Origin of the sequence: Polyangium sp. y55x31 (assembly GCF_029946505.1) — a bacterium.
Taxonomy (GTDB): domain Bacteria; phylum Myxococcota_A; class Polyangia; order Polyangiales; family Polyangiaceae; genus Polyangium.
In genome coordinates this window covers 266,698-284,779 of the sequence record NZ_JARZHG010000003.1, presented here as the reverse complement: position 1 = coordinate 284,779, position 18,082 = coordinate 266,698, and the positions used below count along the sequence as shown (strand labels likewise).

Below are 18,082 nucleotides of genomic sequence, written 5' to 3'. Positions count from 1 at the left end.
AAGTGGACCTACCTGGGATCCGACCCCTGGAAACCAAGGGTCTCCGAGCGGTGATGGGGGAAATCCCAGGGGTTTGAGTGGAACCGAGCGCGCCGCCCCGCAATCCTCGGGCACAAACGTGAGTCTCCGCACTGCGTGCCCGGCGCTCGACGGAGTCTTTCCCGGGCAGCTCGTGCTCGAGCAGGAGCTCGCCCACGTTCGCCGAGGGGGCCACCCCGGGTCCACTGGCCCTGGACGTGGACTGCCACTGGTCGCCACTGGGATTTTCCAGCGGAAGGACCAGGCCCCGGTCCACGCCAAGCCGCTCCCCGTTGCGACGTCCGCCTCGCGCCCCCGCCGCCTGCTCGGAAAGAACCCGGTGCTGGCTGATTTGCCCACGGTCATCGTAGGGCCGCTGATTCACAAGCGGCAGGTGGTGGCGGTCGCGAAGTATCCCGCGCCGGTCGACCGATGGTCGTTCCGGTTCGAGAGCGACGCGGGCCGGGCGACGGCGCGGGTTTGGCTCCATCCAGGGACATCTCCCGTGACGGAGTGCGGGCTCTTCGTGGTGCAGCACGGATTGCAGGTGTGAGCATGGTCCTCGGAGCGGAGCCTGCCCAAGCGCCGGAGCGGGTTCTCACAACCGCGGGATGGCTGTCGCTCGAACACGAATACGTGCCGCGCGTGGTGGCGGGCGAGCATTTGCACGCGCACCCCGAGGCGAAAGCGGCGCTTGCCATCGCGGCGCGGACGTTCGTGCTGCGGGCGATGCGGGATCGGCCGACGCTCGGGCGAACGACGCCGATCCCGAGCGGAGAAGGGTTTCAGGTGTTCGCACGAGGGGCGAGCGAAGAATGCGTGATTGCCGCCTCGGTAACGCAGGGAATCGTGCTGCGATACCAGGGGCGGATGATCCTCGCGAACCACGTCGCCGGCGCCTACTGGAAGCCGGACGGGTCGCTCGGGTCCGATCCCACGAACACGGAACGCTGGGTGACCTACAACCTCGGCAGACGAGGGGGAGACGTCATCCCTACCGGGCTTTCGCTTCGATCGCATCCTGGGAACCGCGGCTGCCTTGGCCAGCACTGCGCGAACTGGCTGGCTGCGCAGGGATACGATCACCGGACCATTTTGCGCTTCTTCTACGGGGACGACGTCGAGCTCCACGAGCTGGCCAGCAGGGAGCGCACGGGGCTCGTCGGTCGAGCGCTGTGGGGCGTCCTGGCGCTCGCAATCATCGGCATCACCATGCGGAGGTAGTGGTGACGCTTCGATTGGTCCAAGCCGGAGAGGGGCATCCGAGGCCGCTGGTCTTGGCGTTTCTCGTGGGTGGGGACCTCGATCCGAAGTTGCGGACCGCCTTCGGACCGCGGCCCTGCATCATCGCCGATGGCCTCGCAAAGGGGCCGATGATGGAGGAGCTGCTGGAGTTCGCCCATCAGCGCGCCGGGGTGCATGAGGTGTCGCGGGTCGCGTTGATCGGATACTCGGCAGGGTGCCAACGCGTGCGTGCGCTCTGGATGTCGGGAGTTCGAGCAAATGCCTATTTGCTCGTGGACGGGACGCACGCGTCGTGGCCTCCGGCCGCGTGGCAGATCGCCTGGCTGCGCGAGCTCGCGGATGAGGCTCGACGTGGGCGGATCTTGCTCGTCGCAACCCATACCCTCCAGACGTACACCGAGGAGCTGCCGAAGGGCCGCGCATTCGCGTCCACGGTGCGTGTATTGCGCATGGCCACCGGACTGCCGCTGGACCGCGCCGGGCCGTTGCAAAGGCCTGCGGTCACGCAGCAGGGGGCGCTGTGGGTTTACTCTTATGCGAGCGCAAAGGCGGACGCTGCAGCACACGCTGCCCAATGCTCGCGCGTGCTGCCGGAGATGTGCGCGAGGCATGTCGGACCGTGGATCAACGTCGAGCCGCCTCCGCCCGCATCGCCAGGCCATGGCACCTTGGGACTCGGGTTGCTGAGCATTGTGGCCAAGTTGATATTCCAGCGTCCCGAACGCAGGTAGGACCGTCCGCCGTTCCCTGACAAACGAGGCCTCGTTCCCTTACGAACGAGGCTTCATGCCAGTGGTAGACCTCGCCGGTCATGAACCGCTGGCACATTGCGCTGTTGTTGATGTTCGGCATGCTGACCACGGGCGTGGGGGTTCACGGAATCACCACGACGCGGCAGTTAACCTCCGCGCCGCCCGAAATACCTCCCGCCAGGGACGAACCGGCCGCCCGCGACGAGCTGCTCGTCGTGGACGTCTTGGCCTCGGAAGCCCCTCGCCCCTTGGCAGCCGAGGTCGCGCCCGTGGCGCCGCCTCGCAAGCCCCTGCCGGCGTCCTCGCGCATCGCTGCGACGCAGCCGCCCCCATCGCCTCAACCGGCGCCCAGCGCGCCCCCTCCGGAGGAGGTGGGAACCCTCGTTGCGGTGGCCGTGGGCGGTCCCTGCGAGTTTTCGGTGGATGATGTGTCGATCACTTCATCCACGACGCTCCGTCTGCCGCTTCCCCCAGGCGTACATGTGGTCAAGTGCGGGCCGCGCACGCGGACCGTAACTGTCAAGAATGGCGAGATCGCCATGGCGCTGTTCAAGCTGTAGGCGACGACCAGCCATGACCCGAAAGGCCAGATGGCCGAAGTTCGCGGCATTCCTCCCCACCTCGTCGCCCACGCGAGGAAGGAACAGCGCTCCACGCCCAGCCGCCCGCGAAAAGGTGGACGTGGGTTATCGCGTGGTCACGGAGGAGCCGAGGGGGGTCACTTCGCTTCGCGTCGTGGCGCGTCGCCAGCCCGGCACGCGGAACAATACAGCTCAATCGGTTCGAACGTGCCTGGCACTGCGTTCGTCCCACACCCCATGCAATGGCGGTGGAACGGTGCATCGTCGCAATACGGGCACATATATGCTCCCTGGGAGTGCAGCCTCGTCTGGCAGTGGCCGGGGAGCCCTTCGAAGTAGCATCCGCAGACCACTTCCGTATCTCCTTCTCGCTCGTTCATCTCTCGGACCTCGTCACCGCGCGGGCCATCGTCGTCTCTCTTCCTTTCTACTCTACCACATCGACACTCGGCCCGGATCGCCCTCTACTCGATCCGGTACCGTGCGGACTCCTCCAGGTGTCAACAGCGCGTACGAGGTCTGCCCGTAGACGCTCTTGGAGTGTGTGCAGTGACGACTCTTTTGCCTCTCGATATTCCATAGCAGATGAAGTTTGTCTCTTCCCCTCCCGGGTTTGTCCGTGTACCCTGCGCCCTCATGGCAGAACCGCCCCGTCCGGCGCCGACGCGCGAGCCCTCTACCACGTCGGCCGTCTTCCGACACCTCGCAAACCTGCTCTTCACGGCCTTGTTCCTCGGCTTCGCTGTCATGTGCCTCGTCAACGTCTTCGCCTCCTCCGTCGAGGTGGACCACCTGGCCGGCCAAACCGCTTGTCAGGGCCAACCCGCCGGCTGCGAAGCGATGCCCACGAAGTGGGAGCGGGTGCCCTGGTCGCACTCGTTGCAGGTCTCGACGACGGGCGGCACGATCTTCGTGCAGTGCAAGCGTGAGTACGTCGCAGGCTCCTGGGGCTGCGAGGCCCTCAACACGATCCCACCGATCCCCGTTTCGAGCGCGGCCGCGAGCGAGAGCGCAAGTGCAGCTCCTTCCGCCCCCGCGCCTGCCACGACCGCGCGGTCCTTGAAGCCGAAACCTGCGGCCCACCTGCCCGCGGCGCCGACGACGCTCCGCGCCGAAGCTCGCTGACGGAGGAGTGGTGTAACATGGGGACCATGCTTCGTCTGGTACGCGCCGGCATCGTCATCGCGGCTTGCCTTGGAGGCGCCGCGATCGCCGTGCCCGCATGCCTCGCTCCCGGCGGTTACGTCGCTGCCGACTGTCCGCTCCAGGACAACGGGTTGCTGGCCATCCCGGAGGAATGTTGCCCATGCATCTTCCGTGAGGAGTGCTGGGACGCGGATCCTCCGCCACAACCCCCCGAGCACTGCCGCACCGGCTGCGCTCCCGACGTCCCCTTCGAGTGCTGCCCGTGCCCGACGCCCGAGTGGTGCCCCGAGGGGAAGAGCCCTCGAACGCTCGCGCCGTGGTGCTCCTCGCTCGATGGCGGCAGTGACGGCTCGATGTCTTCCCTTTGCACAGGCGGAACGTGCACGCCGCCCGCGGCCGGCGACTGGAAGGGCCCGGTCAGCTTCTGGCAGGGCTGGGATATGGAGGCGCCGACGTGCCCTGAGGACGCGCCGATCCTCGCTTTCGAAGCGTGGGCCGAGCCGCCCCCACTCTCCTGCGGCACGTGCGAGTGCGATCCGCCCGAGGGGACGTGCAAGTTGCCGGAGACGTGGACGGTGAGCTCGGCAGCGTGCACCCCTGATCCGAACCTCGGCGTCAAGACAAACCTCGATCCGCCGACAAACTGGGACGGGACCTGCAACGAGGACAAATCGATCCAGAGCGGGAAGCTATGCGGCGGGGTGCCCTGCGTGCGGTCGATCATGATCTCGCCGCCGACGATCGAGGAACTGCCGTGCAAGCCGCACCTCGTGGGAGACCCCGAGCCCTCGATCCCGCATGCGTGGGAAGGCGGACCGCAGACGCCGCTCGGGAAAGCGTGCACGAGTGCGACTCCGGCGCCCAGCTGCGTGGAAGCCGCAGGGAAGGTATGTGTACCGACTCCCCCGAGCTTCTCCTCCTGCGTGTATCGCGAGGGGGACCACCCCTGTCCGGAAGGCTGGGGCGAGAGGCAGCTCCTCTACCAGCACGTGGAGGACAAACGGACCTGCGCGGAGTGCACGTGCAGCGAGCCGAGCGGCGGGTTCTGCAACACGAAATTCCGGTTGTTCAGCGGCGCGGGTTGCACGATTGAGGAGGCGGCGTTCAACGTCTCCTCCGGCATGAGCTCGCCGTGCCACGACCTCATGGCGGGCACGCAGCTCCTCGGCAAGTCCGCCGAGGTCCTCGACTACATGAAGGGAGCATGCACGCCGAGCGGCGGTGACGTGGAAGGCGAGGTCGTGCTGACGGACCCTGTCACAGTGTGCTGCTACGCGCCCACGAGCTGATTCTGAATGTCCCCGGGCGTCACTCTGGAGCGCACACGAGTTCCTGCGGGAGCATGCTGGGGAACCTATCGGCGAAGTTGGCAACGTCCTTCGTTAGCTGCCGATATGATGCTTTTTGCCAATCGCCTTCATAGCGAACCAGCGTATCATCGCATCGCGCGATGAGCCACTCGATGTCCAGAGCCGGCCTCTCCGGTTCGCGCGATAAAGCGACCAGATGCGCGCGGAGTTCGCGGGTCCACGATTCTTCTTTCTTGGACAAGGGCATTTGGTCTCCCCACGGGCTCGGGTGCCCCGAATGATACGCCGAGGACGCTGCGGCTGCGTGCGACAAAGCAATACGCCCCTCAGAACGCGTACAAGAGCGAGCCGCCGCCGGTGGCGACGGGAATCAGGAGCTCCCAAGGCGAGGGCCCGAAGAAATCCAAGCGGGCGCCGATGAACGATAGCGCGACCTCGACGTCCACGCGTGCCATCAGGTGTGACGAGAGCGGAAATTCCACCGCGGTGCGCGCTCCCGCGCCGAAGAAACCACCAGCGCCCCGCCACGCATAGTCCCTGCTCGACACCACCGTACCCACGGTCCCACCGGTGACCAACAGGCAGCCGAGGAGCGGTGCGCGCTTGAAACAGCCGGCTCCCGTCAGGGCGAACGTGTGGATGTCGACATCACTCAGCCCCGCGCGGCGCGTGTTCAGGAGCGGCATCCACCGGGCATCGAGCTCGAGCGTGAATGCCGCGAGCTGCACGCCCCCCGCGAGACGGAGCCCCGGCCCCCACTCCGGCGCGGCTCCACGGGAGATCGTCGCTCCCAGACCCACGAACCGGCGCATGGGTGTCGGAGCAGCGGGCGGCTTTGACGGCGGCGGACACGCCGGGCACGGGGCAGGCTTTGCTGGCACAGGCGCTGGCGCTGGCTCGGACGGAGGTGGTGCCACAGCCACCTCCTCCTCATGTGGCGGCGCGAGCTCACGGATCCGTTTCGCCGCGTCGAACGCCGTCCAGTAAAGCACCTTGAAGCAATCGTCCGTCGGCGGGTAGTCGTGGTGCTCGGTGTGCACCGCGGCTCCGGCCTCGTCCGTGATCGTCGTGTCGACCGACCTCCCGCCGTCCGGTAGCCGCCGGATCCGCACGACGAGCGCGCGCGTGGCGGTCGGATCCAGGGTGCTCACGGGCAACCAGTTCGTGAGGATGGCGCTGAAGTCGAACGGGTTGGAGCATCCGGGGAGCGAGCGATCCGCCGTGAGCTCGACGCGATGACGCGGCACCTCGTCCGCGGCGAACGACGACAACGGCCAGGTCAACGCGAGGACGACGGTACAGCCCCCGACGCCGAGGCGCCTGCCGTGGACTCTGGCGGTGTGCGGCTTCACGTTCCGAGACCCTCGACCAGAAATCTTCGGGGGGCCTGTCGATTTTTTCGTGATGGGAGGCTTCTCGTGCCCTTTACCTTCGTGGGACCAGTGAACGCGAGCAGGGGCGGCGCACTGCGCCGGACCTCGGCCGGGAGGTATCCGGAATGACACGCGGCATCGACGACTGCGCGAACGAGCTCCGGGTCTCCAAGGAGGCTCTGCTCCGGCACCGGGTCGCCATGGCCGCGGTCGTTCGGTCGATTGGAGTGGACGCGGCGCATGTCGATGACGTCGTCCATGATGCATTCGTGCTCGCGTGTGGCAAGCCCGAAATCGAGCGACCGGATCCAAAAGATGATGTCGCGTTTGGTGCGTGGCTCTGCACGCTCGCGAAATATGCGGCCAAGACGAACCGTCGGAATGCATCTCGCTCACGCGAAATGTCCGCACCCGCTGAGGACATCGAGCTCGTTGCGGAGGAGAAGGACGCGTATCTCGGGCCCTTCGAGGACAGGGTGATCGCATCTACCGTATTCGAGCGCCTCAGCCGGGATGACGGAGCGTTGCTCCACGAGCACTTCTACGAGGACAAGGACATCAAGGACCTCGCCGACGAGCATGGCATCCCGTGGAGCACAATGCGCTCGCGGGTAGATTGCGTGCTCGACCGAGCCCGCATCGCCGTGCGCGACGTGGCACCGCGCTCGGGCCGGCGCCGTCGGGCCTGGGCCATCCCGCTCGCGCTGCTTGGCTTCGCAGCGCGAGAGGCGCGTGCACACGTGGGCTCGCTCTGGGTGCGATTCTTCGGCGCGCTTCGCCGGGGCCCTGCGCGGTTGATTGGCTTCGGGGCGACGGCGGCAGTGATTCTGGCTGCGACTCCGGATTCGGGGTTGCATGCAGCGGACGGCTTCGCGACTGGCGGCAAGAACATCCAGAGCACGGGCTATGAGGATGCGGCGCGCTGCGCTGACCTCGTGAGGTCAACGCTGGCAAGCCTGCAGGAGGCTCCGAAACCCACGGTTCCGCGCAATACCAAGGCTTCCCCGCCACGTCGCTACGAGCAACGCTCGACGTCCGTGTGGATGATCGCGAATGCGATTCGCGACGCGGAAGCACAAGCGAAGTAGTAGCCAGCCGCCTATTCCGCGACGTTTCACCGTTCGCAGTGGATCCGCGTGCCGTAGCCCTCGTCTGGGCAAAACATAGCGCTGCGCGCACCCGGATCCACTGGGGTCGATGAAGGCCTCGCACACGTCCGAGCACGACACGTCGCCGATCTCAGACGACGGCGAATCGGGGGGCCGCACTGCTCGCGTACACCCTCGATCCGCCGTCGCCTCGGGTCGGCGATGCCTTCGGAGGATCGATGCATGCTCTTCAGGACGTCGACGACGACGCAGCAACGACCGTGATGGACCGCTCGGCGCTTCCGCCGCAAAGCGGGGCGCGGATGAGCGTGGCGCATTCCGAGCCGCCGCGCGACACGATTGTGGACGCCAAGTGCGGGCCGTCGCGATGGGATCGATTCTGGTCGTTCGTAGGTCGGAAGGCGGACAGCTTCCTGAACGCGCTCCGCGAGCCACCTCTGTCAACGCTTCTTCCGCCCGTCCCTCCATATCGATCCCCTCGTGAGACGCGTGTGTCCGCGGGGACCATGCTCGGGGACGAGCGGTGGGAATTCCTGTTGATCGAGCTCCTGCGCGCGCCCCCGCGTTACCAGCGGGCGGCACGAGAGGTCATCAAGTATGCCGTTGGCCTCCGGCAGCTCGGGGACGAGGCCTACGTCGACGGCCTCGTGCACGTCGTACTGTCACGACAGCGAGAGGACGCGGACGGCACCATCGGCATTGGGCGTCTCCGGGACATCCTTTGCGACATGTCCTTCTCGGGCACCCTCATGCCCGCGCTGCGTCGCCTGGACGAGGAGGGCACGATCGACCTCCTGCCGGCCCACGGGGAGGTCGACCGCAACACCCCCTCCGAGCTCCGGGCCCCTCCGACGCGCATCCGCCTCCGGGCGCTGGTTTGAGCGGTGGGGGCCGGGCCATGCCGCGTCGGCAAGTTACGTCTCCCTTGCTCATCGAGATCGGCGCGCGCATCCGGAACATCCGCCTCGAGCAAGGGATGTCGCTCGACCAGCTCGCCAAGAGGAGCGGCGTTGCGAAGGGGAACCTGTCGAGCGCCGAGCACGGGCGGGTCAACATCACGGTCGAGACGTGCCTGAAGATCGCGGCGGCGCTGGGGGTCAGTGCGGGGGAGCTGTTGCCGGAGCCGGAGGAGGGGCACGGGACCGGGCGAGGACCGGGGGCCGGCGGGCGAAAGGGGAGGGCGCGCCCCGGACTCGTGTAGGCGTTTTTACGAATTCGATTTGCCGACCCGAGCCGGATCCGAATTGGTGGTACGTTACACGTTTCCAGAGCCTAGCGGAACATGCGATCAGGCGAGCCATCCGCCGCTGGAGCAGACGGTGCGGTCGGGGTCGTGTCGGTCACTGTCGACGGCCGCGGAAGTTGTGGCTTTGCGATCGCGGGTTCAAGCTTGGCAGCAGTCGTTTGTGCCTTGGACGGACGTTCCGTATTCTCTTTCGTGGAAATCGGTACGTGCACGGCCTTGGGCTCCTCAACCAACGAAGACACTGGGGCCGGATCCGGCAGGACGATTACGCTTGCTGTATTCGCGGCCTTGGGCTCCTCAAGAACCAACGAAGACACTGGGGCCGGATCCGGCAGAACGATCATGCTTTTCGTATTTTCGTGCTCTTGCAACAGCACGGATGCCGGTGTCAGCGCAAGCGAACCGCGGAGACACAACCATAGTCCTAGGGCCCCTGCAATGCCCCCCCCCACAGCGAGCCAAGCGAGTGCCAACTTCCTCGTTGTGCGCGACTTCTTCCCTGGCACATTCTTGGCTCGTGCGGGTGAGGGTAACGCCAAATGCAGCGGCTTGGGCTTTGCCGGTCTTGGAAAGGGCAACGTCATTTGCAACGCTTTGCGCTGCCTTGGTGCGACCAAGGGCGACGTCGGGCGCAAGTTCTCGGACTTCGGTGCTGGCAAGGGCGTTGAGTGCGGGCTTTCCAGCTTCGCTGGCACTGCCAAGGGGGACATCGGGCGCGGGTTCTCGGGCTTCGCTGGCATTGGCAAGGGCAAGGTCGAAAGCGGGCTCCACGGCCTAGTCGGTACTGGCAATGGCAACGTCGTGACCGGGCTCTCCGGCTTTACCGCCGGTGCTGGCAACGTCGAGCTGACCTTGGCTGCGGATAATACTAACGTCCCCGATGCCATCGTAGGGCGCACGACGGTCGGAGAACGCATAGCCTGGCAGAGCGCCCCCACGAGTTCTTGGACGCTATCAAACCGGTCCTCCCGTCGCTTGCGCAAGCACCGAGTGACCACCGCCTCGATCTCCGGCGGTACATCCGGTCGTAGTTCGCGCAGTGGCGTCGGCTCATCCGTCAAGGCTCGTGCCATAACCTCCGCCATGTTCGAGGCGTGAAACGGAGAACGAGCCGTTAGCAACTCGTAAAGAATCACCCCCATTGCCCAGATGTCAGTGCGCATGTCAACCGCATTCGTCCGCGCTATCTGCTCCGGGGACATGTACTTGGGCGACCCGTACATCGCGTTCGACCCCGTTAACTTCGCCGCTCCCGGCCCTGTAAGCTTCGAGATTCCGAAATCGATCACCTTCACGCACGGGCTCCCGTTCCGCCGATGGACCAAAAAAAGATTCGCCGGCTTGAGATCTCGGTGCACAATGCCCAGCTCGTGCGCCTCCCCAATCGCGTCGCAGGCCTGAAGCACGTACTCCACTGAATCCTCGACGCTGAGCGGTCCCTGCTTCGCGAGCAGCGCTTTCAGATCGCATCCATCGAGGTACTCCATCACCATGTATGGAGCACCGTTTTCCATGTTCCCGACATCGTGGACCCGCGCGACATGCTCACTCTGGAGCCGCGCCGCGGCGCGGGCCTCCCGTAGAAAGCGCTCGAGCCACTCCTGTTGTCCGTGTATCGCCGGCAGCAGTAGCTTGATCGCGTATAGGTGGTCGAGCTCGACGTGGCGCGCGGCAACGACGATACCCATCCCGCCCTTTCCGAGCACGCGCTCGACGCGATACTTACCGAGAAGAACATCTCCAGGAGCGACGGGCTTGTTCATGTGCGAAGGGTCCGAAGTCACCACTCTTACATGGAAGATGTTTGGCTGACAAAAAAGTCGGGGCCCTGCACGAATGTAATATAATACACACTCTGCTGCGCTCCACGCCATCGGAGAGCCTGAGCGCGCGCTCGATGTCCTCCGCCAGGCACGGGATTCCGTGGCCGGAGTTCGCCCTCTTCCGTTTGGTCGGATGACGTCAAAGGGACGAGCGGGCGGCCGACCGGGTCGATGGAGCGGCTCAACCTGCTCCGTTCTGTTGCCCTACTGTTGCCCCTACCCCCCTCTCTTCTCGCCCTCTCGCGTCGCATCCTGTCGCGCTCTGCCCACCCCCTCGCGATCGCAGATCTGGCTGAGATGAGCCTGTTTTGTGTCTCTTCTCAGTGAGTTGCGAGGGAGGCGTTCAGAGCATCGAACGCATTTCCTAAACCGAAGGTCGCAGGTCCGATTCCTGCCGGGGGTGCCAGTAGTTCCGAAGACTTAGCTCACGTTCTTGTGCCGCCGGTCATCAGCCGTGGCCTTGTGCCACCCCGGGAGAAGGGAATCCCAGACGGTCAAGGGGGTGAGGAGCATGGCGGACGGACGGGGGCGGGGTTTGAGACTGGACGCGGGGCGACGGCTTGTGCCCATGTGACAAAACCCACCAGAGGGCAGGCTGCCGCCGAGCCGGGGACCGTACGCGCGAAGGAACACCGCGTCCAGACCGCTCGAGTCCTGGCCGACGCGTTGATCGCGGCCATCGCTGCCGGGGACGCAGAGGGCGCGAAGAGAGCCCTTGAAACGTTGACGAGGCTCGTGGAGGGGGAGCCGCTCGCGTAGAGTGTCAAAGACCGCCCAATCGGATCCCAAGCGGGTCGGCCAAGCGGATCCGAGCTTCGGGTGTAGAGCACATCACATCCGAACCTCGTAACCGCCCCTCTGGCGCCGCGCGCAGGAGGCATGGGCGGAGGTGCGACCACATCTCTACGGATCCGGTCTGCCGACCCGAGCCGGATCCGATCGGCCGGTCCGTGACATCTTGGATAGCGGCGTGCGAGCCTCTCCATGAACTTCAGCATCGTGGCCGCGTCACGGTGCTTCACGACCTCGCGGACCACCCGACCGGTGCGTACCTCGAAGGCTCCGAGCAGCGCTCGCGTGCCGTGACGAACGTACTCGAACTCGCGCCGCAGGCTGGCATCCCGCGCGCGCCGCGTCGGATACTTTCGGCGAAGCACCTGCATGGGCTTCTCGTCGACGCAAAGGACGACCGCGTCCTTCGGCGGATTTTGGTAAAGCTCGCAGATGCGCCGGACCTTCGGTCGAAAGTCGGGACCGGGGCTGTGCAGCCACGGACGAACCCGGTGCGGCCGCAGCCCTCGGGCCTGGAGCACACGATGGACCGAAGAACGGCTGACGAGAATGCCTGCGCGTGCATGCAGCTCCGTGGCAATCGCGTCGAGCGTCCACGCCTCCCGCACCGGCGTTTTGCAGCCATCAGGACGACTGCACGCGACCTTCACGATTTCGCAGCGAGTCTCCAGGTCAATGCTCTGCGGACGCCCCGAACGCGGCGCGTCCAGGAGCGATTCGAGGCACGGTCGCTGCCGCCAGCGCGCGCTCCACTTGTCGACGGTGCTGACAGCACATCCGAGCCGTCGTCTGCGGCTGGGAAAATCCGACGGGAAACGCCGGGTCAGAGGTTGCGGAAGCGGAAGCGCGAGCGCGAGCGCGAGCGGTGACGGAAGCGGAAGCGGCCGCCTCCATCTACGCCGTCCCGAGCAAGAGCAGATTGCCCTCGCTGTCCTTGAAGAGGGCGTTCATCCCCCACGGCGCCTGCTTCGGCGGCTGGGCGAACTCGACCCCCTTGCTCTTCAGCTCCTCGTACGTCGCCTCGACGTCGTCCGCGACGAGGACCAGCCGGGGCTTGCTCGGCTCGCTGTCCCCCGAGGGCTGCGTGAGCACGAGGCGCGTCTGCGCGCCCGGGATGGTGAGCTCGATCCAGCTCCACCCGCCGCCGTAAGGCTGGTCAGTGTGCACCTCGAAGCCGAGCTTGTTCGTGTAGAAAGCCAGGGCGCGGTCCTGGTAGGTACGGGGCAAACTTGATGTACTTGAGCATGGGTCGTCCTCTCGCTGAGGTCCCCCGTCGAGCCGGCCGGCGCGACCAGCGGGCTTGCGTGATCGCGTAACCGGCGGCGCGCAAGAACGCGGATCCATCAGCCGAGCGCGCGGCGCCTTCCGCCCCTCGGCAGGGAGCGCGCAGCGACGCAGCGCGATCAACGACCACGGCACGCGTGATGCTGAGCGGCTCATCGCCGCCGGACGATAGATCGTCGCTCCCGACGAGCTCCGGTGGGGAAGGAGGAGAGCCGAATGACGGGCAAGAACGAGAGCAAGGCCGGCACGGAGGTGCGTGCGGCCGAGAAACGCCAGCGGCCCGACGGCGCGGAGGCCGCGCGAATCCTCAGGGGCTACAAGGCGAAGAAGCCGGCCATCGGTCCCGAATACTGCGCGGCCTGCGGGCTGGTGGCCCATCCCCGGCTGCGGGTGGGACCGTGAACCCCGCCCTGGGCCTCGGCGCCGTGGCCAATCCCGCGATTGGCGTCTAGCACGCGGCCCAACTCTCCCGTCGAGAGGCTGGGGATCCGGCAGCACGCGTGCGCCCCCACCACCATGCGCACGCCGCCGGGCCCCTCCTCGCGCGGGATTTGCCTCCGTTGGAGGGATACCATGAACCAGCGACCCCCCCGTGTCGGGCTCAACATCATGGTGGACGACGCCTACCGCGCGGCCGCCGCGCCGCTCTTCGCCGAAGGCCTCGTGGACGCCGTCGAGTGGAACGTCGACCAGCGCTGGCTCTACGGCGACAGCGCTCGCAAGCTCCCGCGCTGGATCGATCGGCTCCTCGACCTCTATGCCTCGGCGGATTGCCTCTACGGGCACGGGGTCTGGTTTTCGGTGCTCTCGGCGCGCTGGGAGCCGCGGCAGGATCGCTGGCTATCGAACCTCGCGCGGGAGTGCCGGCGGCGGCGCTACCGGCATATCTCCGAGCACTTCGGCTTCCTCACCGCGGGCGCCTTCGCCGAGGGCACGCTCTTGCCGGTGCCGAAGACCGAGGCGAGCATCCGGATCGGCGCCGATCGCCTCGCGCGCCTCGCCGACGCGGCAGGCGGCGCGGCCGGGCTGGAGAACCTCGCCGCCGCGCTCGGGCCGGATGACGCCGACGCTCAAGGCGGCTTCCTCGACGCGATCCTCGCCGAGGCGGGCGGCTTCCTCCTGCTCGATCTGCACAACCTCTACACGCTCGGCGTGAACATGGGCCGCGACCCGGCGGATCTGCTCTCGACCTATCCGCTCGAGCGGGTGCGCGAGATCCACGTCTCCGGCGGCTCGTTTTACCGCACGCGCGCGGCGCCCGAGAAAGGCCCGTTCCGCCTCGACAGCCACGACGGGCCGCTGCCGCCCGAGGTCCTCGCGCTGCTTCCGCGCGCGCTCGCGCGCTGTCCGAACGTGGAGGTCGTCTTCTTCGAGCGCCGCGGGGACACCTTCGCCTCGAAGGACGATTTCACGCGCTATCGCGACGACTTCCGCGCCGTCCGGCGCGCGGTGGAGGACGCCCATGGATGATCCCGAGCTCGCCGCGTATCAGGCTGCGTTGCTCGAGCTGCTCGAGCAGGGGCTCGACGCCGCCGAGCTCTCCGCCCGCGCCCGCGAAGATCCGGCGCTCGCGCCGTTCCGGGAGTACATCGACCGCTTCGATCCGCGCTGCGTGGAGATCGCGACGGTGCTCGTGAAGGCCTGGGGCCGCCGGCGTGCGCCCGCTCCCGAGCGGGCCACGCTGCCCTCGATGCAAATACCTGACAAAGGATAAACGTTCCGATGGCGCAAGCCTGAAGCTTTACAGCGTTCTTCTACCTCTTTGCCATCCTCCTCCCTGCCTCCTCCAAATCCTCCTTCAGATGATGCACATGTCGCTGCACCGGCACCCGCGCGATGTACCCCCGCGCCTTCGCGAATCGCAGCACCGACCGGGAGGTGGGGCCGGATCACGCTCGGGCGAGCGTGATCCGGCGGGGGCGGGTTCATTTCGCGAGGCAGGCGTCGAGCTCGGTCTTGCAGACGATCGCCGGATCCTGGCTCGGGCCGGCTTTCTTGAGGAAGCAACGCAAGGCGTCGGAGAACTCCCGCGAGACCGCGGCGTCAGAGTTCGTCACGCAGGCCGTGATCTCCTGGCCCGCGCTGATGGCCTGCTGCACGCAGGCGAACGACTCGGCGCACGTCGCCTTGCCATTGCCCACCCACTCGGCACCGATGAAGTTCGGCTGGTCGGGGCCGGTGGGCTCGGCGCGGCAGTGCGTCGTCGCCCAATCGGCCGGGTAATACGAGCCGATGAGCATGCACATCTCATCCGTCGAGCGCGGCCCCTCGAAGACGTCCCTCGCCTCCGCGTTCGAGTAGTCACACCAGTAATCGAACCACTCGCCTGCCTTGACCTGGAGGCCCTCGCCAAAATCCTTGACGGTCACGTTCTCCCATTTGGTGCTCGTATAGAACGGATCCGCCTGCCCGACGATCGACGCGGCATAACCAACGCCGCGCGCATGCATGTGCGATTGCACGTTCGCGATCGTGATGTCCGTGTGCACCGGACACCGCATGCGTGCCCGGCCCTCGGCCTGCGCCCCGACGTAGATGAAGGGGTTGTAGAGGAAGAGGATGTCGCCCTCCGTCTTCACCTCGGCCTCGGGGATCGTGTAGAGGTTCACCCGGACCTCGGGCTCGATGACGTTCATCGAGGCGTTGATGTAATGCGCATTCATGAGGAGCACGGCGCCCGGGCGCACCTTCATGGCCACGCCCTCGGGGAAGCGCAGCATGGAGTCGCCGTCGGCGTTTTGCGAGCCGGCGACGAGCTTCTCCACCTCCCAGCCATCGGTCGCACCGTCGGAGCAGTCGAACACGCCGCTCGTGTCGACGACCGTCCCGTCCTCTTTCTGGGTCGGGATGTCGTCGTAGCTCGTCTGGAAGAGCAGGAAGTGGTGGCTCCCCTTCGAGTAGCGCACCTCGTCACGGTTGACGAAGAGCCCCTCCGCGGGCGCCTTCACGAACATGCAATGCTCGCCCTCGGTGCCGGGGTCGAGCTTTGTGGTCATTTTGAACTGCACGCCTTTGCCCGCTTCCGGGGGCGCGAGCAGCTCCTGCCCAGGCTGCCCGGGTTCCGCGGGCTCCGAGCCGCCACAGCCCACGAGGGCCGGCAGGGCGAGGGTGAGGGACGGGATGGCGGTTTTGAAGAAGAAGTTACGAAGATTCATGGCTGTCCGTGTTCGTGACCGGTGGTCTCCCGGATCGCGAAGAATCGTTGTCCGAGAGGACGCTCGCCATCTGTTCCCGGTCGCGGGAAAACGTTCATCGGTCTCGGAACTTCGTACGCCATCCGCTGCACCACATGCACGGGCACTCCAGCCCTCCCGGACTGCCCCCACGGCTTCCCCCGCGCCGTCATCGCCACGAGCTCCTCCCGCGCCCCCGCCTCCACCGGCGCGAGCAACCTCCCGAGCTCCGGCGCCACCGGCACCTCCCGCTGCCCCGTCTTTGGCGTATGCGTCTCCCCGAACGACCGCCCCTCCCGCACACTCACGAACCCGCCGGCGACCGCCTCTCCCTCCCACCGGAGCCGCACATCCCGCCGCCGTAGCCCCCGCACCTCATTCGGCCGCAGCTCGGCATACGCCATCAACCCGAACGCCAACTGCTGCGACGCGCTCGCCGCCGCGGGATCCGGTCGACCTCCTCGTCGGTCGGAATCTCCAGAATGCACTGCCCGATCGGCTTGAGCCGCGGCAACCCCTCTGGCACCCGCGCGATGTACCCGCGCGCCTTCGCGAATCGCAGCACCGACCGGAGCACGATCTGCGTATTGTTCCGCGTCGACTGCGACAGCTCGCGCTTCGACAGCTCGAGGAACTGCCCACGCTCCTGCGGCGCTCGCGGGCGCGGGCAGCGCGCCGGCATGAAAAAGGTGCAAAAGACGCAGCCGCAGAAGGTGAAGCCGCGCCCGAAGTTGCCCCCCAACTACATCCCGCCGAACACCGGCGCGCGCGAGCTCTTCAACAAGTGGACGTCACGCGACGCCAAGTTCGTCATGCGCCAGGACGGTCACTACTACTCCGTCGTCGAGATCCCGTGCAAGTGCCACGGAACCGAGAAGCTCGCATGGCTGCACATCGCGAAGGGCGAATACACGCTCTTCAACGTGGCGGTCGGCGAGTCGATGACGTTCCTCAGCAACAACGCGACCGTGACGACGAACTGGACGAACCTCCAGCGCCCCTCGAAGAACACGTACAGCGACCAGGAGTTCCTGATCCAGTCGATCACGATGCAGGAGGCCGGGCTCCGGGTGCGGTACGATGCGGCTGAAATCGACAAGATCGGGGGCCTCGGCGAAGCGAAGAGCGTGCTCACGGGGCAGGCGTGGTTGTGGGAACCATGCCAATGAACAAGCTGGTGCCGGGAAGGGCGGACCTCCAGAAGGCCGAAGTCACGCCCGAATATACTCTTTCGAATGGTCGTCGTGTCGATGTACGAGTCTCTATGCCGTCTCTTCTGGTGTTTATTGAAGTCAAGGTCGACGCCAGCGAAGGAAAGAAGCAGTTAGAAGATTATTACGCCGCGCTCGAACATGAGCGTAGTGGGCGAGATGGTATCTTGGTTTATCTCACTCTACCTGGTCATGAGGCTCCAACAAGCCCGGTGCCCTACGAGCACATCACGTTCGACCAGATCCTCGAAGCATGGATACCACTATCCGACGGGTCCGACTATGCATCCCAATACCTGGCTCGATTTTTGAAGTCACTCGCTCTTCTTCTGGAGTAGCTGGACCTGGCACCTTCAACGACTAGTCATTCGGTTTACAAAACGCCGCCCTGAACCTCATCGAGGAGATGTCTGCCGATGAACTCCGTTAGCGATATTCTGGCTTTCGTCGCGACGCAGCCAGATTACTGGACCGACCTACTGGCAGACCTCAAGCTCCCTAAGGAGCTCTCGGCCAAAGAACGAGAGGGTTTGACCGCAGCACGCGAGCACATCGACTTGGCGGTCGTCACGCTTCTGAAGCTGTGTGCATCCACGTTCCTCCAGACCCTCGGGGAGAAGCGTGCGCAAAAGAAGTCTTTTCTCTCCGGGGCAACTGCCAAGAATCGTAAAATCGAACTCAATCCGCCCGATGGCACGAGCCCCAAGCTGTATCGGCTCGAGTTTTCATTATGGGGCGACGCAGGCACAAAGCAGCCAGTCGGTCTTTGGGCAACCGCGGTAGTAAAAAAGAAGTATTCGCAGTACATCCAAGCCGAGTTGACCAAGGCAAAGGTTGAGCGCGAGTGGTTACGAAATTTGGACTCCGCCCATGCAGTTGGTCGAGGGTCGAGCATTTTCGAATCTCGCTGCAGAGGCGGTTTCCAAGATGATTGCGCTCGTTGATGCGGTCTACAAGGCGAAGACGCCACCAGCGTAGCTGCACAAGCGCCAGATTTGAGCCTTGCGCGAAAGGCGAGC

The 18,082-nt window shown here is 65.8% G+C and carries 21 protein-coding genes; 15 read left to right on the top strand and 6 right to left on the bottom strand.

All coding sequences use genetic code 11. The features are described 5' to 3' along the window. Positions 1–358: 358 nt before the first annotated feature. The 6 genes from QHF84_RS07495 to QHF84_RS07470 all read left to right on the top strand — a co-directional run bounded on the left by QHF84_RS07495 (position 359) and on the right by QHF84_RS07470 (position 5,031). The gene (locus QHF84_RS07495) at positions 359–571 is read left to right on the top strand and encodes a hypothetical protein (protein ID WP_281312500.1); all 213 of its coding nucleotides are present in this window, start codon (positions 359–361) and stop codon (positions 569–571) included. Further along, the gene (locus QHF84_RS07490; RefSeq protein ID WP_281312499.1) at positions 568–1,242 is read left to right on the top strand and encodes a SpoIID/LytB domain-containing protein; all 675 of its coding nucleotides are present in this window, start codon (positions 568–570) and stop codon (positions 1,240–1,242) included. Before QHF84_RS07495 ends, QHF84_RS07490 begins: the two co-directional genes overlap by 4 nt. Before the next feature lie 53 nt (positions 1,243–1,295). Then, positions 1,296–1,994 carry a hypothetical protein gene (locus tag QHF84_RS07485; RefSeq protein WP_281312498.1) on the top strand — a complete coding sequence of 233 codons (699 nt, stop codon included), beginning with the start codon at positions 1,296–1,298 and terminating at the stop codon, positions 1,992–1,994. Between the two features lie 80 nt (positions 1,995–2,074). Next, on the top strand, positions 2,075–2,575 hold the full coding sequence (locus QHF84_RS07480) for a hypothetical protein (protein ID WP_281312497.1): 501 nt from the start codon (positions 2,075–2,077) through the stop codon (positions 2,573–2,575). A 657-nt stretch (positions 2,576–3,232) separates the two neighbouring features. After that, the gene (locus QHF84_RS07475; RefSeq protein ID WP_281312496.1) at positions 3,233–3,721 is read left to right on the top strand and encodes a hypothetical protein; all 489 of its coding nucleotides are present in this window, start codon (positions 3,233–3,235) and stop codon (positions 3,719–3,721) included. Positions 3,722–3,747: 26 nt separating this feature from the next. After that, positions 3,748–5,031, top strand: coding sequence for a hypothetical protein (locus QHF84_RS07470; RefSeq protein WP_281312495.1), 1,284 nt, complete (start codon positions 3,748–3,750; stop codon positions 5,029–5,031). Between the two features lie 19 nt (positions 5,032–5,050). On the opposite strand, the gene QHF84_RS07465 is transcribed toward QHF84_RS07470, so the two are convergent. Together QHF84_RS07465 and QHF84_RS07460 are read right to left on the bottom strand one after the other, a co-directional pair. Next, positions 5,051–5,293, bottom strand: a complete 243-nt coding sequence (locus QHF84_RS07465) for a hypothetical protein (protein WP_281312494.1) — start codon at positions 5,291–5,293, stop codon at positions 5,051–5,053. Positions 5,294–5,378: 85 nt separating this feature from the next. Next, positions 5,379–6,404, bottom strand: coding sequence for a hypothetical protein (locus QHF84_RS07460; protein WP_281312493.1), 1,026 nt, complete (start codon positions 6,402–6,404; stop codon positions 5,379–5,381). A 221-nt stretch (positions 6,405–6,625) separates the two neighbouring features. Here QHF84_RS07460 and QHF84_RS07455 point away from each other — a divergent pair, with 221 nt between their 5' ends. From QHF84_RS07455 to QHF84_RS07445, 3 genes are all read left to right on the top strand, one after another. Further along, complete coding sequence (locus QHF84_RS07455; protein WP_348652845.1) at positions 6,626–7,513, top strand: sigma-70 family RNA polymerase sigma factor; 888 nt, start codon at positions 6,626–6,628, stop codon at positions 7,511–7,513. A gap of 239 nt (positions 7,514–7,752) precedes the next feature. Next, the gene (locus QHF84_RS07450; protein WP_281312491.1) at positions 7,753–8,415 is read left to right on the top strand and encodes a hypothetical protein; all 663 of its coding nucleotides are present in this window, start codon (positions 7,753–7,755) and stop codon (positions 8,413–8,415) included. Between the two features lie 17 nt (positions 8,416–8,432). Further along, positions 8,433–8,735, top strand: a complete 303-nt coding sequence (locus QHF84_RS07445) for a helix-turn-helix transcriptional regulator (RefSeq protein WP_281312490.1) — start codon at positions 8,433–8,435, stop codon at positions 8,733–8,735. Between the two features lie 71 nt (positions 8,736–8,806). Here the strand turns inward: QHF84_RS07445 and QHF84_RS07440 are convergent, their stop codons facing one another. Both QHF84_RS07440 and QHF84_RS07435 read right to left on the bottom strand, forming a co-directional pair. Next, positions 8,807–10,543, bottom strand: a complete 1,737-nt coding sequence (locus QHF84_RS07440; RefSeq protein WP_281312489.1) for a serine/threonine protein kinase — start codon at positions 10,541–10,543, stop codon at positions 8,807–8,809. A 1,746-nt stretch (positions 10,544–12,289) separates the two neighbouring features. Beyond that, positions 12,290–12,622, bottom strand: a complete 333-nt coding sequence (locus tag QHF84_RS07435) for a VOC family protein (RefSeq protein WP_281312488.1) — start codon at positions 12,620–12,622, stop codon at positions 12,290–12,292. Positions 12,623–12,895: 273 nt separating this feature from the next. On the opposite strand from QHF84_RS07435, the gene QHF84_RS07430 reads away from it, so the two are divergent. The 3 genes from QHF84_RS07430 (at position 12,896) to QHF84_RS07420 (ending at position 14,393) form a co-directional block, all read left to right on the top strand. After that, positions 12,896–13,081 carry a hypothetical protein gene (locus QHF84_RS07430; RefSeq protein ID WP_281312487.1) on the top strand — a complete coding sequence of 62 codons (186 nt, stop codon included), beginning with the start codon at positions 12,896–12,898 and terminating at the stop codon, positions 13,079–13,081. Positions 13,082–13,252: 171 nt separating this feature from the next. Beyond that, complete coding sequence (locus QHF84_RS07425; RefSeq protein WP_281312486.1) at positions 13,253–14,149, top strand: DUF692 family multinuclear iron-containing protein; 897 nt, start codon at positions 13,253–13,255, stop codon at positions 14,147–14,149. Next, on the top strand, positions 14,142–14,393 hold the full coding sequence (locus tag QHF84_RS07420) for a hypothetical protein (protein ID WP_281312485.1): 252 nt from the start codon (positions 14,142–14,144) through the stop codon (positions 14,391–14,393). Before QHF84_RS07425 ends, QHF84_RS07420 begins: the two co-directional genes overlap by 8 nt. 211 nt (positions 14,394–14,604) lie before the next feature. Here QHF84_RS07420 and QHF84_RS07415 read toward each other — a convergent pair whose 3' ends face one another. Beyond that, positions 14,605–15,834, bottom strand: coding sequence for a hypothetical protein (locus QHF84_RS07415; protein ID WP_281312484.1), 1,230 nt, complete (start codon positions 15,832–15,834; stop codon positions 14,605–14,607). A 421-nt stretch (positions 15,835–16,255) separates the two neighbouring features. Further along, positions 16,256–16,534: a hypothetical protein gene (locus tag QHF84_RS07410; RefSeq protein WP_281312483.1), complete on the bottom strand. Its 279-nt coding sequence runs from the start codon at positions 16,532–16,534 to the stop codon at positions 16,256–16,258. Between QHF84_RS07410 and QHF84_RS07405 the strand changes: the two genes are divergently transcribed. The 3 genes from QHF84_RS07405 to QHF84_RS07395 all read left to right on the top strand — a co-directional run bounded on the left by QHF84_RS07405 (position 16,533) and on the right by QHF84_RS07395 (position 18,007). Further along, positions 16,533–17,021, top strand: a complete 489-nt coding sequence (locus tag QHF84_RS07405; protein ID WP_281312482.1) for a hypothetical protein — start codon at positions 16,533–16,535, stop codon at positions 17,019–17,021. The genes QHF84_RS07410 and QHF84_RS07405 overlap by 2 nt on opposite strands. Continuing rightward, positions 17,018–17,401, top strand: coding sequence for a PD-(D/E)XK nuclease family protein (locus tag QHF84_RS07400; RefSeq protein WP_281312481.1), 384 nt, complete (start codon positions 17,018–17,020; stop codon positions 17,399–17,401). The genes QHF84_RS07405 and QHF84_RS07400 overlap by 4 nt, the downstream gene beginning before the upstream one ends. A gap of 78 nt (positions 17,402–17,479) precedes the next feature. Then, positions 17,480–18,007 carry a hypothetical protein gene (locus QHF84_RS07395; RefSeq protein WP_281312480.1) on the top strand — a complete coding sequence of 176 codons (528 nt, stop codon included), beginning with the start codon at positions 17,480–17,482 and terminating at the stop codon, positions 18,005–18,007. Positions 18,008–18,082 lie beyond the last annotated feature (75 nt).

Coding starts and splice junctions, on each gene's coding strand:
- QHF84_RS07395 (WP_281312480.1), top strand. CDS start 17,480: ATGAACTCCGTTAGCGATATTCTGGCTTTCGTCGCGACGCAGCCAGAT.
- QHF84_RS07430 (WP_281312487.1), top strand. CDS start 12,896: ATGACGGGCAAGAACGAGAGCAAGGCCGGCACGGAGGTGCGTGCGGCC.
- QHF84_RS07480 (WP_281312497.1), top strand. CDS start 2,075: ATGAACCGCTGGCACATTGCGCTGTTGTTGATGTTCGGCATGCTGACC.
- QHF84_RS07405 (WP_281312482.1), top strand. CDS start 16,533: ATGAAAAAGGTGCAAAAGACGCAGCCGCAGAAGGTGAAGCCGCGCCCG.
- QHF84_RS07400 (WP_281312481.1), top strand. CDS start 17,018: ATGAACAAGCTGGTGCCGGGAAGGGCGGACCTCCAGAAGGCCGAAGTC.
- QHF84_RS07475 (WP_281312496.1), top strand. CDS start 3,233: ATGGCAGAACCGCCCCGTCCGGCGCCGACGCGCGAGCCCTCTACCACG.
- QHF84_RS07470 (WP_281312495.1), top strand. CDS start 3,748: ATGCTTCGTCTGGTACGCGCCGGCATCGTCATCGCGGCTTGCCTTGGA.
- QHF84_RS07455 (WP_348652845.1), top strand. CDS start 6,626: ATGGCCGCGGTCGTTCGGTCGATTGGAGTGGACGCGGCGCATGTCGAT.
- QHF84_RS07420 (WP_281312485.1), top strand. CDS start 14,142: ATGGATGATCCCGAGCTCGCCGCGTATCAGGCTGCGTTGCTCGAGCTG.
- QHF84_RS07450 (WP_281312491.1), top strand. CDS start 7,753: ATGCATGCTCTTCAGGACGTCGACGACGACGCAGCAACGACCGTGATG.
- QHF84_RS07410 (WP_281312483.1), bottom strand. CDS start 16,534: ATGCCGGCGCGCTGCCCGCGCCCGCGAGCGCCGCAGGAGCGTGGGCAG.
- QHF84_RS07415 (WP_281312484.1), bottom strand. CDS start 15,834: ATGAATCTTCGTAACTTCTTCTTCAAAACCGCCATCCCGTCCCTCACC.
- QHF84_RS07425 (WP_281312486.1), top strand. CDS start 13,253: ATGAACCAGCGACCCCCCCGTGTCGGGCTCAACATCATGGTGGACGAC.
- QHF84_RS07440 (WP_281312489.1), bottom strand. CDS start 10,543: ATGAACAAGCCCGTCGCTCCTGGAGATGTTCTTCTCGGTAAGTATCGC.
- QHF84_RS07445 (WP_281312490.1), top strand. CDS start 8,433: ATGCCGCGTCGGCAAGTTACGTCTCCCTTGCTCATCGAGATCGGCGCG.